Source organism: Vibrio sp. Vb2131 (genome assembly GCF_033338535.1).
Classification (GTDB): Bacteria; Pseudomonadota; Gammaproteobacteria; order Enterobacterales; family Vibrionaceae; genus Vibrio; species Vibrio alginolyticus.
Genome location: NZ_JAWOSW010000007.1, coordinates 62,744 through 78,814, shown reverse-complemented (window position 1 = coordinate 78,814; position 16,071 = coordinate 62,744). Strand labels below are relative to the sequence as shown.

Sequence of the window (16,071 nt, the reverse complement as noted above, 5' to 3'; positions counted from 1 at the left end):
TCCATTAGGAGCAGAGCCGGCAAAGTTGTCGGCTCTTTCAAGCATGATAGAAATTCAACGACGTCCTGAACCAGATCTTTCCCTTCTTCCTGATTCCATTCCTCCGATTCTTAAACGTATCTACATCAACCGTGGGATAACGGATCTTTCACAATTAGAAACGTCGGCCCGTGGGTTGCATTCATATCAAAAACTCGGGGGGATTGAGCAAGCTGTCGATCTTTTGTTTCAGGCGATAAAAGAACAAAAACGCATCATCGTTGTCGGTGATTTTGACGCTGATGGCGCGACAAGCTCAGCATTATCAGTGCTCGCGCTGCGCATGCTTGGTAGTCACAATGTGGATTATCTAGTGCCAAATCGTTTTGAAGACGGTTATGGGTTAAGCCCAGAAGTCGTTGACCAAGCCCTAGAGCTTGGCGCTGAGATGATCATGACGGTGGATAACGGCGTCTCATCAATCGAAGGCGTGCGTTACGCAAAAGAAAATGGCATTACCGTGCTCGTTACCGATCACCACTTACCAGGACAAGTGTTGCCTGATGTGGATGCAATGGTGAACCCAAACCTTGACAGCTGTAGCTTTCCATCTAAAGCGCTTGCGGGTGTGGGGGTCGCGTTTTATCTCATGATGGCACTATGCGTTCATATGCGAAAACACAATTGGTTTGCAGAACAGGGGATGCAAGAGCCCAAGTTGATGGAACTGATTGACCTTGTTGCACTGGGTACCGTCGCCGATGTCGTTCCATTGGATGAAAACAACCGCATTCTTGTACACCAAGGTTTGCAACGTATTCGTGCGGGCAAAGCGCGTCCCGGCATCCAAGCGTTAATTGAGGTCGCTAAGCGCGATGCGCGTCGTTTAGTTGCGTCCGATTTTGGCTTTGCTTTAGGTCCACGTATTAACGCAGCAGGCCGTCTTGATGACATGTCTTTCGGTGTTGAACTGCTGATGTGTAACAACATCCACGCAGCTCGTCGCATGGCAAGTGAATTGGATGGCTTAAACCAGACTCGTAAAGAGATTGAAGAAGGCATGAAGCAAGAAGCGATGGCTTTCTGTGAGCGCCTTCAGTTTGGTGAAGGCAATGAGCTTCCTTATGGCTTAGCCTTATTCCAACGTGATTGGCACCAAGGTGTGATTGGTATTTTGGCTTCGCGCATTAAAGAGAAGTTTCATCGTCCAGTCATTGCATTTGCTGATGGTGGAGAAGGGACGATTAAAGGCTCGTGTCGTTCTATTCCGGGGCTACACATGCGCGATGCGTTGGATTTCATCGACACGCAAAACCCGGGTTTGATCATCAAGTTTGGTGGACACGCCATGGCAGCAGGCTTAACGATTAAAGAGCAGGATTTTGAGCGTTTCAGTCGTTTGTTTGATGAAGTGGTAAAAAAGGAACTCGATGAAGCGGCGCTAAAAGGCGTGATCATGTCAGATGGCGAACTTAAGCCGGAAGAGTTCTCTATGCATGTTGCTGAACAGCTGCGATCGGGTGGCCCTTTTGGACAAGCTTTCCCAGAGCCAATCTTTGATGGTGAGTTTAAAGTACTGCATCAAAAGCTGGTGGGTGAGAAGCATCTTAAATTGATGTTAGAGCCGCTTTATAAAGGTCACCCTACCAATGTGATGATCGACGGTATTGCATTCAATGTTGATCTACGTCGATGGCCAGATGCATCGGTTAAAACAGTACGTCTCGCGTATAAGCTGGATGTGAATGAATTTCGTGGTAATCAATCATTGCAATTGATGATCGACCATATCGAAGCTAAGTAATACCTAGATTAACCTTTCTTATAGAGTACGGTTGCCCCTAAGTGGGTGTAAAATTTTATGACCGTGCTCTCTCTCACCGCAATCTGATTTCTCATCCGAAATTTTCCTGTATCTCGGTCACATTTTTCAGTAGAATTTCTCGGTTAAATTCTATTCTAAAATGTTGAGTAAACATGTTTGAAATCAATCCAATTAAAAACCGTCTGCAGGACGTGTCTCAGCGCACAAATGTCCTGAGGGGGTATCTTTGACTATGACGCGAAGAAAGAGCGTCTAGAAGAAGTCAACGCAGAACTTGAACAACCAGATGTATGGAACGAACCTGAGCGTGCGCAAGCACTGGGTAAAGAGCGTGCATCACTAGAAGCGGTTGTTGAAACCATTGATCAACTAGAGCAAGGTGTGGAAGATGTAGAAGGTCTTCTTGAGCTGGCTGTAGAAGAAGAAGATCAAGAAACATTTGACGAAATTGAACCAGAACTTGCTGAGTTGGAAGAGAAGCTAGAAAAGCTTGAATTCCGTCGTATGTTCTCTGGCGACCACGATAGCTCTGATTGTTACATCGATTTGCAAGCAGGTTCTGGTGGTACAGAAGCACAAGACTGGACTAACATGCTGCTGCGTATGTACCTACGTTGGGCAGAAGCGAAGGGCTTCAAAGCTGAAGTGATTGAAGTCTCTGAAGGTGAAGTCGCGGGTCTTAAGTCGGCAACAGTTCGCATCTCTGGTGAGTATGCGTACGGTTGGTTACGCACTGAAACGGGCGTTCATCGTCTTGTTCGTAAATCTCCGTTCGATTCAGGCGGTCGTCGCCATACGTCATTTGCTTCTGCGTTCATCTATCCAGAGATTGATGAAAACATCGACATCGACATTAATCCTTCCGACCTACGTATTGACGTTTACCGTGCGTCAGGCGCAGGTGGTCAGCACGTAAACACCACAGAATCTGCGGTACGTATTACGCACGTACCTACGAACACAGTGGTTCAGTGTCAGAATGACCGTTCTCAACATAAGAACAAAGATCAGGCAATGAAACAGCTTCGAGCGAAGCTATTTGAGCTTGAATTGCAAAAGCAAAATGCGGAAAAACAAGCTAATGAAGACGCTAAGTCTGACATTGGCTGGGGTAGCCAGATCCGTTCTTACGTATTGGATGACTCACGTATTAAGGACCTCCGTACGGGCATTGAAAACCGTAATACTCAAGCGGTTCTTGATGGCGATCTGGACAAATTTATTGAAGCTAGCCTGAAATCAGGTCTATAAAGCTTTTCACCGACAAAAACAGGATACATCGAAAATGACTGATGCTGTTCAAAACGAAACTGTACTAGAAGAAAATAAGCTGATTGCTGAACGCCGCGCTAAACTGGATGCAATCCGAAAGAGCTGCAAAGCGAACGGCCATCCAAACGACTTCCGTCGTGACGCACTAGCGGGCGACCTTCAGAAAGAGTTCGGTGAAAAGACGAAGGAAGAGCTAGAAGAGCTTAACCACGTAGTAGCAATCGCAGGCCGTATCATGGCTAAACGTGGTCCATTCTTGGTAATTCAAGAAACTTCTGGCCGTATCCAAGCTTATGCTGACAAAGCGGTTCAAAAAGTACTTAAAGAAAAATACCAAGGTCTAGATATCGGTGACATCATCGGTGTTAAAGGTGCACTTCATAAGTCTGGTAAAGGTGACCTATACGTGAACATGGAAGAGTACGAGTTGCTAACCAAAGCACTACGTCCACTTCCAGAAAAGTTCCACGGTCTAACTGACCAAGAGATGCGTTATCGCCAACGTTACGTTGACCTGATCGTTAACGAAGACTCTCGTCAAGCGTTTGTAGTACGTTCTAAAGTAATGTCTGCAATCCGCAACTTCATGATCTCTAAGCAGTTCATGGAAGTTGAAACGCCAATGATGCACGTTATCCCTGGCGGTGCGAGTGCGCGTCCATTTATCACGCACCACAACGCACTAGACATGCCAATGTACCTACGTATCGCGCCAGAGCTATACCTGAAGCGTCTAGTTGTTGGTGGTTTTGATCGCGTATTCGAAATCAACCGTAACTTCCGTAACGAAGGCCTTTCTCCACGCCACAACCCAGAATTCACAATGATGGAATTCTACATGGCGTACGCAGACTACAAAGATCTGATGGACCTAACTGAAGAACTACTAAGCTCAGTGGCGCAAGAAGTTCTAGGTTCAACGTCAATGCCTTACGGTGATGAAACGGTTGAGTTTGGTGGTACTTACACTCGTATGAGCATGTTCGAAGCAATCAAGCACTACAACCCAGACCACGCGCAAATCCAAGCGCTAACAGAAGAAGACCTACAAAACCGTGATCTAATGGTTTCTATCGCGAAATCTGTTCACGTTGAAGTAGAACCTTTCTGGACATGTGGTCAGCTTCTTGAAGAGATCTTTGGTGAAACAGCAGAACCTAAGCTAATGCAGCCTACGTTCATCACTGGTTACCCAGCAGATATTTCTCCACTAGCTCGTCGTAGCGACGATAACCCGTTCTTTACAGACCGCTTTGAGTTCTTTATCGGTGGCCGTGAAGTAGCGAACGGTTTCTCAGAGCTTAACGATGCTGAAGACCAAGATGCACGCTTTAAAGCACAGGTTGAAGCGAAAGAGTCTGGTGACGACGAAGCAATGTTCTACGATGCAGACTACATCACTGCTCTAGAGCACGGCCTACCGCCAACAGCAGGCCAAGGTATCGGTATCGACCGTTTGGTTATGCTACTGACTAACACGCACACTATCCGTGACGTGATCCTATTCCCTGCAATGCGCCCGCAAGCGTAATTCGATAGGATGAGTAAAAAACCACCTTCGGGTGGTTTTTTTTTGCCTTTTAGTTAAGTTAATTCAAGTTGTTGCATTTGCTTTTTAATGGGATATGCAAATAAACATTCGCCAAATCTCAATCTATTGCATAGTCTTAATACTGAGACAGACGTGAGGGGGCGGAGTCTCGATAATGTTACCCGCTCGCAAAGATAAGTTTGTGGCACAAAATTTCTATTAACAATGAAAAAGGGTTAGAGAATGGCTGGGCAGTTTAAGATGGATTCCATCCCGGGATCGCTTGTGGTAGTTGGCGGTACTTATGAGCCTTGGTTATCGGTACTGGAGCAAGTGGGCTGGAAGTGTCATCAAGTAGGTGACTTACGCAAAGCTAATACGCTGTTAGAAGATATTGGTCCATGTATCGGTATTGTTGATCTCAGCCATGACGAGTTCAGCTTGAATGGTTTGGCGAACTTAGTCAGCTCTCACAAACACGTACGTTGGTTAGCGTTTATTCGTGAATCTCAGCTTGGCACTGACACCATATGCCAGTTCATTGTTAACTTTTGTATCGATTTTTTCACAGCGCCGATCCCAGATGCACAGTTATTAAGCACAATAGGTCACCAGCTTGGCATGCTTAAGTTGGAGAAAAAAGTTTGGCCTAGTTTTGGTAGCAGTTTAGATATGGGTTTGATCGGTGAATCTATCCCGATGAAACGTTTACGCGATCAAGTGAAGCGCATTGGTCCAACGGACGTCAGTATTCTGATTTCTGGGGAAAGTGGGACTGGTAAAGAGGCGGTTGCTAGGGCCATCCATAAAGTCTCTTCACGCTCTCATAAACCGTTTATGGCAATTAACTGTCGCGCACTCAATGAACAACGTTTCCAAGCTGAAGTATTTGGTATTAACGCCGATGAAGATATGGAAGCATGCCTGCTTGAACAAGCAGATGGAGGCACCGTGTTGTTTAACGACATTCTTACCATTTCAAAAGAGCAGCAAATGAATCTGCTGAGATTCTTGCAAGAAGGCACCATTGATACCAAAGATGGCGTAAAAGCGGTTAACGTGCGTATTCTTGCTGCTAACTCGTCAGATGTTGAAAAAGCTTTGATTGACGGTGACTTCAATGAAGAGCTTTACCATTACATCAACGTTCTGCGCATCAATGTCCCTAGCTTGAAAGAACGTGCGAGTGACATCGCATTGCTGGCTCGTTTCTACTTACAAGAGTTCTCAAAAGAGTACAACTCGCAAGCAAAAAGCTTTTCTGAGGATGCATTCAAGGCACTGACACGTTATTTCTGGCCTGGAAATGTGCGTGAGCTGATGAACCAAGTGAAGCGAGCGGTATTAATGTCCGACAGCGTAATGATTGAAGAGCATCACTTAGATTTACCTCAACGTAATGACTCAAAGCGCAGCTTGAAATCAATCCGTGAGAAGAGTGAACGTGATGCGTTGCTGGTTGTTTTGGAATCTCATTCTGGTCAAGTTTCAAATGCGGCGAAAGAGCTCGGAGTTTCGCGTGCAACCATGTATCGACTACTTAATAAACATAACTTGATTTCCGAACAAGCCATGTAGTTGGCCTTTCCCTGTGTTAAATAGGCGAATAAATACAATAAAAGAGAGTGGCCACAGAGCTGCTCTTTTTATTTTTTGTTTGGTTTGATTTATAAAATCCGCAAATTTATATATTCCTCAGGTGAATATGTTATACATAAAAGTATATGAAACTAAATTGCGGTGTATTGATTTGTTTTTAATCAAAAAGGCAAAAAATGTTTGATATATATTCATCAAAGCTTACAATTTAACCGTAACTCAATGAGTTATACCTTTCATAAACGGATTAATTTTTAGCTAGGAGGCGCAAGATGAAACATTACGTTGTTAACACCACTGCTTGCGCTGATCGTATGCCTATCGCTCCGATAACCCTTAAATCGGATGATACCAATACCACTGGCTCACAAGATAAAAATTAATCCGTAACCTATCATATTTATTACTAGGCTGCGGGAAAGTAGCGGCTTAGTATCAACAGAATATTTCTGTTCATTTTACGCACTATTTTTCCCAGTCGAATACATCGATAATCGGAGAAAATATTATGCGTCACTCTATTTACTTACAATTGGCCACTTTGCTATTGAAAGCAGACCTTAAACGCGAAGAAAAGCAATGGCAGCGAACCATACGCCGAACTGCTCATGATATTCCATGGACGAATGTTCATCTATTGAGAGATATTGGTTTAGATCGCGATGGTCGTTCTACACGTGCCAATGTTCCGGATGCAGTAAAAGTTGAACGTCGAGTTCGTCACCTTCGTCGAGTTTTAACGTCGCGAATAATGACGTAATCGTTAGCGTGTTGGACTGACTGAGTTGCTAACGAGTCATTCAACACGCTTAACTTTTTATATGAAGTATGACTTCATTGGATAAAACAGCTGATCTTGAAGATCAGCTGTTTTCGTTTGAAGGTGGTACTGTTAAGGGCAAGGATTCGAGTAAGTTGTACCTATTGCTTGAATTTCAGTAAGTAGTTCGTCGCTAAGTTGCAAATCAATACTGTCGATATTGGCTTTTAATTGGTCTAGGTTTGTTGCTCCTATAATGTTAGAAGCAACAAATGGACGCTGATTGACAAACGCGAGCGCCATTTGTGCAGGGTTTAGACCATGCTCTTGAGCTAAATTGACGTAAGCTTCGGTCGCTTTAACACCTTGTGGAGTGAAGTAGCGCGCAAAACGCTCCCACTTAGTGCATCGAGCGCCTTCAGGTTTTGCCCCGTTTAGGTATTTACCACTCAGGCAGCCAAATGCCAAAGGAGAGTAGGCAAGTAACTGAACGCCTTCGTAATGGCTGATTTCAGACAAGCCAACTTCGAAGCTGCGGTTCAATAAGTTATATGGGTTTTGAATGGAGACAATTCTTGGCAAATCGTGTTTTTCTGCCAAACGCAGTAGCGACATCACCCCCCACGGCGTCTCGTTGGATACGCCGATATAGCGCACTTTACCTGCATTCACTAATTCAGTAAGCGCTTCCAACGTTTCAATTAACGTGACTTCTTCTTGTTTGTCAGGGTATGGGTAGTTGAGTTGACCAAAGCAGTTGGTTTGACGCTGCGGCCAATGTAGTTGGTACAAATCGACATAATCGGTTTGTAGACGATTAAGGCTGTCATCAATTGCTGTATGGATGTGGCGACGATTAAGGCTCATGTTGTCTCTAATGTGAGGAACATTTCGAGGGCCTGCCACTTTTGTTGCCAGTACTACTTTTTCTCTTTTGCCGCTTTTTGCTAACCAATTACCGATGTATTGCTCGGTGAGCCCTTGTGTTTCCGAGTTTGGCGGTACAGGGTACATCTCTGCGGTATCGATGAAGTTCACCCCATGATCGAGGGCAAAGTCGAGCTGCTCAAAGGCGTCCTTTTCTGTGTTTTGCTCGCCAAACGTCATAGTGCCGAGGCAGATTTTACTGATCTCAAGTGATGAGTGCGGTAGTTTTGTGTATTGCATATCACGTCCTTGAAGAGTTACCGACTAAATAAGTGACTCCAATATAGGGGATTTTTAGCCGCAATCGCAAATGATTTACGTATAAAGGAAGAGCAAACTCGAAAGCTACAGTTAGCCTAACTACACTTAAATGATCGTGTGAAGGAGGTATGTTATGCAGAAGCATCAATTGGACATGTGGCTACATGGTCCACATAAAGATACTTATAAAACTCCCAAAGTATTTGTGATTGGGTGTTCTGATGTCTCTGACTATCTTTTAGCTGTGGAGTACAAGCATCAACTTGAGCCGATTAAAGACGGTGAAGACCCGATACATTTTGGCTCTCTAGACTTAGTAAAAGAAGAACTATTGAGGCTAGGGGTCGATAAAGCGTATTTAAGGCTGCGCAATGCGTATGACGAATGTGGCACTGAAGAGGCAGCCTCGTACTGCGATATTGAGTTATCGCTCGTGACGCACTAAATAGCTGATATGGTTTTATTCTGGTTGAGTGTTAATGTAGTGCTTGAGTAAGATCTGTTCAGTAAACTGTGTTCTAAGGTAAAAGCCTCGGGGCAGAGTTTTCATCGGCTTACCATTTGAGTTGTATGCTTCGGTGAGCGCTTTTGCATTTGCGGCTTTAGGGCGAAGATGCAGCGCTTCTCCGTGTCTGGCGGAAATTTGATCAAATCTTCCCAAGACGATCATCTCCATTAACTCTTCCCAGTCATTTCGCAAAATCCGCTCTTCTTCTTCATCTGGTGACCAAATGAGTGGACTGCCCACACGTCTTTCAGCGAGTGGGATTTCTCGTTCTCCTTCTACGGGTACCCAAAGCACACGAGATAGCTTGTTTCGAACATGACTTGTTTCCCATGTAAGACCATGAACACCAGTGAGGGGAGCCACAGAAACAAAGGTTGTTTCTAAAGGTTTGCCAGAATAACTGATCGGAATACTTTTCAACTCGATCCCTAGTTTTGCGAAATCTTGTTGAGGTTTACTGCCAGCTGGAGCGCCCAAGTGCCATTCGAGTAATTGACCCACCCAACCTTTATCACGTTTTAAGTTTTCAGGAACAATCATATTCGCCTCGGCGGCCAACTCAGCAAAACTGAGTCCTGCCATATCATGCGCTCGTTCCAATAGCTCTGCTTCTGTTTGTGGTTCTGGTTTCATAGTTACAAGGTGGTATTACAAAAAATATAGTTTATCAAACTCCGACCAAATCTACTGTTTAAGATTTCACCGAGGCGGTGTAAGAACGATCAATTCATAACTTATCCACAGGTGGAGGAGGTATTGATAAGATCCTGACGGGGTCTGTATGAATAAACAGGGGTTAAAATGCATTTTTGGGGTTGATTTTGTTGTAATCATCTAAACGAATAGCAGGTAAGTGTGGATAAATAGCCTGTTGGTGGATCTTTGACCGATCTGAGTTTGGTGAAAAGATCATCAAGAAATTGAAGATCGAATTATCGTTATTTTTAAAAATAAATACTTTTTTATCAATGTTTTATGTTTGTTTTTTTGTTTATTCATTTGTTTTTCATTTGATGGGATTGAACTGAATTACTCATTTGAATTGAATTCTTCACAAAGTTATTCACAGAAAAGGTGAATAAATGTGGGCAATGTCTCACTCTTGTGTTGATAAGGTATGGTTTGATTAAAAGATATCCAAAAATGCTGAAAAGGTAATAAATCTTGCTCATATCACATCAGTAAGTTTGCTAGTAATGGGGATATGTGGAAAAATCACGGTAATAAAAAATTTATTCATAGAGGTTAGCCAGTGATAGATGGCGATGGTTACCGACTTAATGTTGGTATTGTGATATGTAATAACCATGGTCAGGTCTTCTGGGCTAAACGATACGGGCAACACTCATGGCAATTTCCACAAGGTGGGATTGACGAAGGTGAAACCCCTGAACAAGCCATGTTCAGGGAGTTATACGAAGAAGTCGGTTTAACGAAAAAAGACGTTAAGATCATTGCAACAAGTCGTCATTGGTTAAGATATAAGCTACCAAAGCGATTGGTGCGTTGGGACTCCAAGCCTGTTTGTATCGGCCAAAAACAGAAATGGTTTCTGCTGAGATTAGAATGCGATGAGTCTCGCATTAATATGCAACGCGGAAAATCCCCTGAATTTGATGGTTGGCGCTGGGTAAGTTACTGGTATCCAGTTAGGCAAGTTGTTTCTTTCAAGCGAGATGTTTATCGACGAGCGATGAAAGAATTTGCATCCTTAGCCATGCCTTTTCGAGAGAGAAAAGCGAAAGGGAAAAGAAAAAAGCAACGTAGAGGATAATCATGCTCAGTCAGCTAAGGGAAATAGTTGAGAAAGTCTCCAGGGTCGATGATGTGCATCTGGCACTCGATATATTGGTGAAAGAGACTTGTGCTGCCCTTAGTACTGAGTGCTGTACTATCTATCTTGCTAATGAAGAAATGCAGCGCCTTGAGTTAATGGCAACTCAAGGCCTTATTTTTGAAGGTGATAGTATTCATATCAACTTCAATGAAGGCTTGGTTGGGTTGGTAAAACGAAGCGCTGAACCCCTTAACCTTGCCGAAGCCTCAAAACACCCCGAGTTCAAATTCTTTCCTCAACTCGGCGAACAGATTTACCACTCTTTTTTAGCTACTCCAATCATTCATCGTAAACAAGTTTTAGGTGTGTTGGTGATCCAACAAAAAACACCGCGCTTGTTTAGTGAAATGGAAGAATCGTTTCTTGTTACCTTATCCGCTCAGTTAGCGGTGCTCATTGCACATGCGCAGAATCTTGGGCATTGGCAGTTAGCATCTAAACCCACGGTATTAAAAGGTTTGCCTGCGTCTACTGGTGTCGCGATTGGAGAGTTTTGGTTCGACAATACCCAGCCGAGTTTATCGGATGTTTTCCCTTCGTCCACGTTAGATAAGGAACGCGAGCACGAGACACTACTGGTGGCCATAGAGCGAGCGTTAAATGACTTTCGCCGTATGCGGAAAAAACTGGACAGTGAAATCAACAAAGATGCGCTGGCGATCTTCGATCTGTTTACTCACTTACTGAATGATCCGATGCTTCGCGGTGATTTGAAGAAGCAGATTGAAAAAGGAGACAGGGCAGACTGGGCGTTACGCCAAGTTGTAGAGTCATACTCGAATCGATTTGCCAGAATGTCGGATGTATACATGCGTGAAAGAGCGCAAGATATCCGAGAGTTAGGGCAAAGGCTGCTCTATTTTCTGCACAACAGCGAGCAAGAAAATTCTGCAATTGATCGTCCCATTATTTTGGTGGCGAATGAACTCACTGCCACCTTGCTCGCTTCTGTACCTAAAGAGTTCTTGTTAGCCGTCGTATCATTAGAGGGAGGCGCTAACTCTCACGCTGCCATTTTATCTCGAGCTCTTGGGGTCCCTGCGGTCATGGGCGCCAACATTAATCCGGATGTGGTGAATGGCAAACTCGGGATAGTCGACGGCTATACGGGTGAGATCTTCTTAGAGCCAAACCGCCAGTTGTTGCGAGAGTATCGCAGCTTAGTAAGCGAAGAGTCTGAATTGTTTGCCATGGTAAACAAGGACCTCGCACTCCCTGCGGTTACGCAAGATAATCACCATATCGAAATTATGCTGAATGCGGGACTCAGTGCAGACAGTAATATTGCCATCAACACAGGTGTTGATGGTGTTGGGTTGTACCGAACTGAGATTGCATTTTTACTTCAGCATCACTTTCCTTCGGAAGATGAGCAGTATCATCAATACAAAGCAATACTTAACAGCTATCCGAATCAACGAGTAGTGATGCGTACTTTGGATATTGGTGGTGACAAACCTTTGCCGTATTTGCCCATCGAAGAAGATAATCCGTTTCTAGGCTGGCGTGGCATTCGTTTTACATTGGATCATCCAGACATTTTCTTGATCCAGTTGCGTGCAATGTTAAGAGCGAGTGCAGAAAGCGGAAACTTAAGTATCTTATTGCCAATGGTGTCAGGGGTTAAAGAGCTAGACGATGCCATTAGCTTGATTAATCAAGCTCACAGCGAAGCCGTTTTGCTTGATGATAGAATTCAATTCCCACAAATTGGGGTCATGATTGAAGTACCATCGATGGTGTATCTGTTGCCAACGATTGCTCACCGTGTTGATTTTGTTTCTGTCGGGACAAACGATTTAACTCAGTATTTATTAGCGGTAGATAGGAACAATTCGCGCGTAGCGGATGTCTATGAATCTATGCATCCTGCGGTACTGTTAGCGCTTAAGCAAATCCATGAGGTGTGTGATAAATATCAGGTGCCCGTGTGTATTTGTGGTGAGCTAGCGGGTGATCCATTTGGCGCTCTTCTCTTACTTGGGTTAGGGTATACCAGTTTGAGTATGAACACCTCCAATGTGGCTAAGGTGAAATATTTGATTCGTCATAGCCAACAAGAAGAATTAGAAAAATTAGCGGAGCAAGCAATGACAAAGTCCTATGGTGAGGACATTCATCAAATGATGCATGACTTCTTCATTCAACAGGGCTTTGCGGGCTTTATCCGTGCAGGTAAAAAGTAGGAAATCGTGACCGTCTCTTTATTTTTGTTATTGTTGGCGCTAGGCGCTTTTGTGGGTGTGATGGCGGGGTTACTCGGTATCGGTGGTGGTTTGATTGTTGTTCCTGCCTTGTTGTATTTGCTTCCTCTTGCTGGGATCTCTCCAGAAATGAGTATGCACATGGCCTTAGCCACTTCGTTAGCGAGTATTATTGTCACGTCTGGCTCATCGGCGATGAATCACCTTAAGCTCGGCAATGTCGATATGTTTGTCGTAAAATGGTTGATGCCTGGTGTGGTCATTGGTGGCTTTGTTGGTGCCAATATTGCTGAGTGGATCCCTACACACTATTTGCCGAAAGTGTTTGGTGTCATTGTTCTTTGCCTGTCAGTACAAATGTTTCGTTCCATTAAAGTTACGAGCAGTAAACCTATGCCGAGCAGCTCTGTGACTGTAGTTTACGGCACGGGAATTGGTGTCGTATCAAGCCTTGCTGGTATTGGTGGTGGCTCACTGTCGGTACCATTTTTAAATAAACATGGGATAGAGATGCGTAAAGCGGTGGGCTCATCCTCCGTTTGTGGTTGCGTGATTGCTATTTCTGGTATGATCGGCTTCATCTTACATGGCTATAAAGTGGAAGGCTTACCTTCATACAGTATTGGCTATGTTTATCTTCCCGCTTTATTAGCGATTGCTATGGCCTCGATGCTCACAACAAAAGTGGGTGCGAAGCTCGCAACTAACCTTCCAACTGCGGTATTAAAAAAGATATTCGCGGTGTTCTTAATGTTTGTTGCAGCGACCATGCTGCTCTAAGTTTGTACCCAAGTCATTCTCGCTGAACCAAGCATCTAGAGGTTACTTGGGTATATTTATTTTGTTGTGATAAGAAGAGAATGATTTATGTCTCAGGGATATATTGAATTTCCCAATATTGATCCGGTTTTAATCTCTATTGGTCCTGTTTCGGTTCGTTGGTACGGTTTGATGTACCTTGTGGGCTTTATGTTTGCTCTATGGTTAGCGAACCGACGTGCAGATAAGCCTGGAAGTGGTTGGACACGAGAGCAGGTTTCTGATTTGTTGTTCGCAGGCTTCCTTGGCGTGGTGATTGGTGGCCGTGTAGGCTACGTGCTTTTCTACAATTTTGAGCTCTTCCTGGCTGACCCTTTGTATCTATTTAAAGTGTGGACCGGTGGTATGTCTTTCCACGGGGGCTTACTGGGTGTGATTACTGCGATGTTCTGGTATGCACACAAAAACGGGCGAACTTTCTTCGGTGTTGCTGACTTTATCGCGCCGCTTGTGCCATTTGGTTTGGGTATGGGGCGTTTAGGTAACTTCATGAACAGCGAGTTGTGGGGCCGAGTAACGGATGTGCCTTGGGCGATCGTTTTCCCAAATGGCGGTCCACTGCCACGTCATCCATCGCAGCTTTATGAAATGGCGCTTGAAGGTATCGTACTTTTCTTCATCTTGAATTGGTTCATCAAGAAACCTCGTCCTCTAGGTTCTGTTTCAGGGCTATTTTTAGCTGGATATGGTACATTCCGCTTCTTAGTTGAGTACGTGCGCGAACCAGACGCTCATTTGGGTTTATTCGGTGGCTTTATTTCCATGGGACAGATTTTATCCCTGCCAATGGTGGTTATCGGTGTCCTCATGATGGTTTGGGCATACAAACGTGGTCATTACAAAGACGAATTACCACAAAAGACGAAGTAAGGTATTGGTGTGAAACAGTATTTAGATTTGTGTCAACGCATCGTTGACCAAGGTGTTTGGGTTGAAAATGAGCGTACAGGCAAGCGCTGCCTGACCGTAATCAACGCGGATTTAACCTACGATGTTGCGAACAATCAATTTCCGTTGGTCACCACACGTAAAAGTTTTTGGAAAGCGGCCGTTGCAGAGCTATTAGGGTATATTCGTGGTTACGATAATGCGGAAGATTTTCGTAAGCTGGGCACGAAAACCTGGGATGCCAATGCCAACCTAAATGATGCCTGGTTGAATAACCCATACCGTAAAGGTGAAGACGACATGGGCCGTGTCTATGGGGTTCAAGGGCGCGCCTGGGCGAAACCTGATGGTGGTCATGTTGACCAACTACGTAAGATAGTGGATGACTTAACGCGTGGTGTTGATGATCGCGGTGAAATCTTGAACTTCTACAACAAAGTACCCCTCAAAAAACTACTAGTTAGTGAGTGGGTGAGTGAGTTGCCTTTTATATCAAGACTTTTAAGATGCTTTAATACTAGTAGTCACTACCAGTACCCACTACAAGTTACTCAAGGAGCCTAGCAATGAAACAATATCACGACTTAATGAAAAGAATCCTTGAAGAGGGTGCAGAAAGGGGAGACAGAACAGGTACAGGTACACTTTCAGTCTTTGGTCATCAAATGAGATTTAACCTATCAGAGGGTTTTCCGCTGGTTACAACGAAGAAATGTCATTTACGATCCATTATCCATGAACTCCTTTGGTTCTTGAAAGGAGACACCAACATCACTTACCTAAAAGAAAATGGTGTAAGTATTTGGGATGAGTGGGCAGATGAGAATGGTGATCTTGGCCCTGTTTACGGATATCAGTGGCGGTCTTGGCCTAATTCTGACGGTAGCCACACTGACCAGATTGCGAATGTGGTAGATGCTATTAAGAACAACCCAAATAGCAGAAGACACATGGTTGTTGCCTATAACCCATCTTTTGTAGATGAGATGGCACTACCTCCATGTCATGCGATGTTTCAGTTTTATGTAGCAAATGGCAAGCTTTCGTGTCAGCTTTATCAGAGAAGTTGCGACGTTTTCTTGGGGCTTCCGTTTAATATTGCCTCTTATGCGCTTTTAACTCATATGATTGCACAACAGTGTGATTTAGATGTTGGAGACTTTGTTTGGACTGGAGGGGATACTCATCTTTACCTTAATCACTTAGAGCAAACTAACCTCCAGCTTTCAAGAGAACCATATCCACTTCCAGAGCTGAAAATCAACCGCAAACCTGACAGCTTATTTGACTATAAGTTTGAGGACTTTGAAATCGTAGGCTACGAATCTCACCCTCATATCAAAGCTCCTGTAGCCGTATAAGCAGCTTGCCCCTAAAGGCTTAGCAAGGTGATGGTCTCATTGCGTGAAACCATCACCCTGCCAAAACGCATAGTTCACTACTCGCTAGGCATTTATGATTTTTCTTGACCATTCGCTGAAACACGTTTGTGGACAAAGGCGAGTTTGACAGCCGCAAGCAAGTCTCTCTCAAAAAAGGCCGTTTGGCAGTATTGATTTATTGCTTAATGTTCCCGACTGCAAAACGTCGGAATCAAGATGAACCCTTTGTGATAAAATGCGTTTGAATAGATGATATAAAAATTAATTTAAAATAAAGGT

Annotated in this window: 14 protein-coding genes; 12 read left to right on the top strand and 2 right to left on the bottom strand. The window is 44.1% G+C overall.

Annotated features, from left to right (window positions below):
- Positions 1–43: 43 nt before the first annotated feature.
- From recJ to R7E38_RS10040, 5 genes are all read left to right on the top strand, one after another.
- Positions 44–1,783 carry a single-stranded-DNA-specific exonuclease RecJ gene (recJ, locus tag R7E38_RS10060; RefSeq protein ID WP_005381784.1) on the top strand — a complete coding sequence of 580 codons (1,740 nt, stop codon included), beginning with the start codon at positions 44–46 and terminating at the stop codon, positions 1,781–1,783.
- 173 nt (positions 1,784–1,956) lie between these two features.
- Positions 1,957–3,055, top strand: a protein-coding gene (prfB, locus tag R7E38_RS10055) for a peptide chain release factor 2 (RefSeq protein WP_100068604.1) whose coding sequence is annotated in 2 segments (ribosomal slippage) — positions 1,957–2,031 and positions 2,033–3,055 — 1,098 coding nt in all. Because the reading frame shifts where the segments join, the coding sequence is not laid out codon by codon here.
- Positions 3,056–3,089: 34 nt separating this feature from the next.
- Complete coding sequence (gene lysS / locus R7E38_RS10050; protein WP_005382861.1) at positions 3,090–4,607, top strand: lysine--tRNA ligase; 1,518 nt, start codon at positions 3,090–3,092, stop codon at positions 4,605–4,607.
- A 243-nt stretch (positions 4,608–4,850) separates the two neighbouring features.
- Entirely contained in the window at positions 4,851–6,185 is a 1,335-nt protein-coding gene (vpsR, locus tag R7E38_RS10045; RefSeq protein WP_017635067.1) for a cyclic-di-GMP-binding transcriptional regulator VpsR, read from the top strand.
- Between the two features lie 529 nt (positions 6,186–6,714).
- A complete protein-coding gene (locus tag R7E38_RS10040; protein WP_005381776.1) occupies positions 6,715–6,966 on the top strand; it encodes a hypothetical protein in 252 nt (83 codons plus the stop codon).
- A 132-nt stretch (positions 6,967–7,098) separates the two neighbouring features.
- On the opposite strand, the gene R7E38_RS10035 is transcribed toward R7E38_RS10040, so the two are convergent.
- The gene (locus tag R7E38_RS10035) at positions 7,099–8,133 is read right to left on the bottom strand and encodes an NADP(H)-dependent aldo-keto reductase (RefSeq protein ID WP_005381774.1); all 1,035 of its coding nucleotides are present in this window, start codon (positions 8,131–8,133) and stop codon (positions 7,099–7,101) included.
- Positions 8,134–8,287: 154 nt separating this feature from the next.
- Between R7E38_RS10035 and R7E38_RS10030 the strand changes: the two genes are divergently transcribed.
- Positions 8,288–8,599 (top strand): DUF6482 family protein, encoded by a 312-nt coding sequence (locus R7E38_RS10030; RefSeq protein ID WP_005381772.1) that lies wholly within the window; start codon positions 8,288–8,290, stop codon positions 8,597–8,599.
- Positions 8,600–8,614: 15 nt separating this feature from the next.
- Here R7E38_RS10030 and mutH read toward each other — a convergent pair whose 3' ends face one another.
- Positions 8,615–9,295, bottom strand: a complete 681-nt coding sequence (gene mutH, locus R7E38_RS10025; RefSeq protein ID WP_017821501.1) for a DNA mismatch repair endonuclease MutH — start codon at positions 9,293–9,295, stop codon at positions 8,615–8,617.
- Between the two features lie 619 nt (positions 9,296–9,914).
- On the opposite strand from mutH, the gene rppH reads away from it, so the two are divergent.
- The 6 genes from rppH to thyA all read left to right on the top strand — a co-directional run bounded on the left by rppH (position 9,915) and on the right by thyA (position 15,771).
- Positions 9,915–10,436, top strand: coding sequence for an RNA pyrophosphohydrolase (rppH, locus tag R7E38_RS10020; protein WP_005381953.1), 522 nt, complete (start codon positions 9,915–9,917; stop codon positions 10,434–10,436).
- 2 nt (positions 10,437–10,438) lie between these two features.
- On the top strand, positions 10,439–12,685 hold the full coding sequence (ptsP, locus tag R7E38_RS10015; protein ID WP_226083825.1) for a phosphoenolpyruvate--protein phosphotransferase: 2,247 nt from the start codon (positions 10,439–10,441) through the stop codon (positions 12,683–12,685).
- A 6-nt stretch (positions 12,686–12,691) separates the two neighbouring features.
- Complete coding sequence (locus tag R7E38_RS10010; protein WP_213901859.1) at positions 12,692–13,483, top strand: sulfite exporter TauE/SafE family protein; 792 nt, start codon at positions 12,692–12,694, stop codon at positions 13,481–13,483.
- A gap of 87 nt (positions 13,484–13,570) precedes the next feature.
- Positions 13,571–14,392: a prolipoprotein diacylglyceryl transferase gene (gene lgt / locus R7E38_RS10005; RefSeq protein ID WP_005381948.1), complete on the top strand. Its 822-nt coding sequence runs from the start codon at positions 13,571–13,573 to the stop codon at positions 14,390–14,392.
- A gap of 9 nt (positions 14,393–14,401) precedes the next feature.
- Complete coding sequence (locus tag R7E38_RS10000) at positions 14,402–14,974, top strand: thymidylate synthase (protein ID WP_347880013.1); 573 nt, start codon at positions 14,402–14,404, stop codon at positions 14,972–14,974.
- Positions 14,975–14,976: 2 nt separating this feature from the next.
- Positions 14,977–15,771 (top strand): thymidylate synthase, encoded by a 795-nt coding sequence (gene thyA, locus R7E38_RS09995; protein WP_137034316.1) that lies wholly within the window; start codon positions 14,977–14,979, stop codon positions 15,769–15,771.
- The last annotated feature ends 300 nt before the right edge of the window (positions 15,772–16,071 follow it).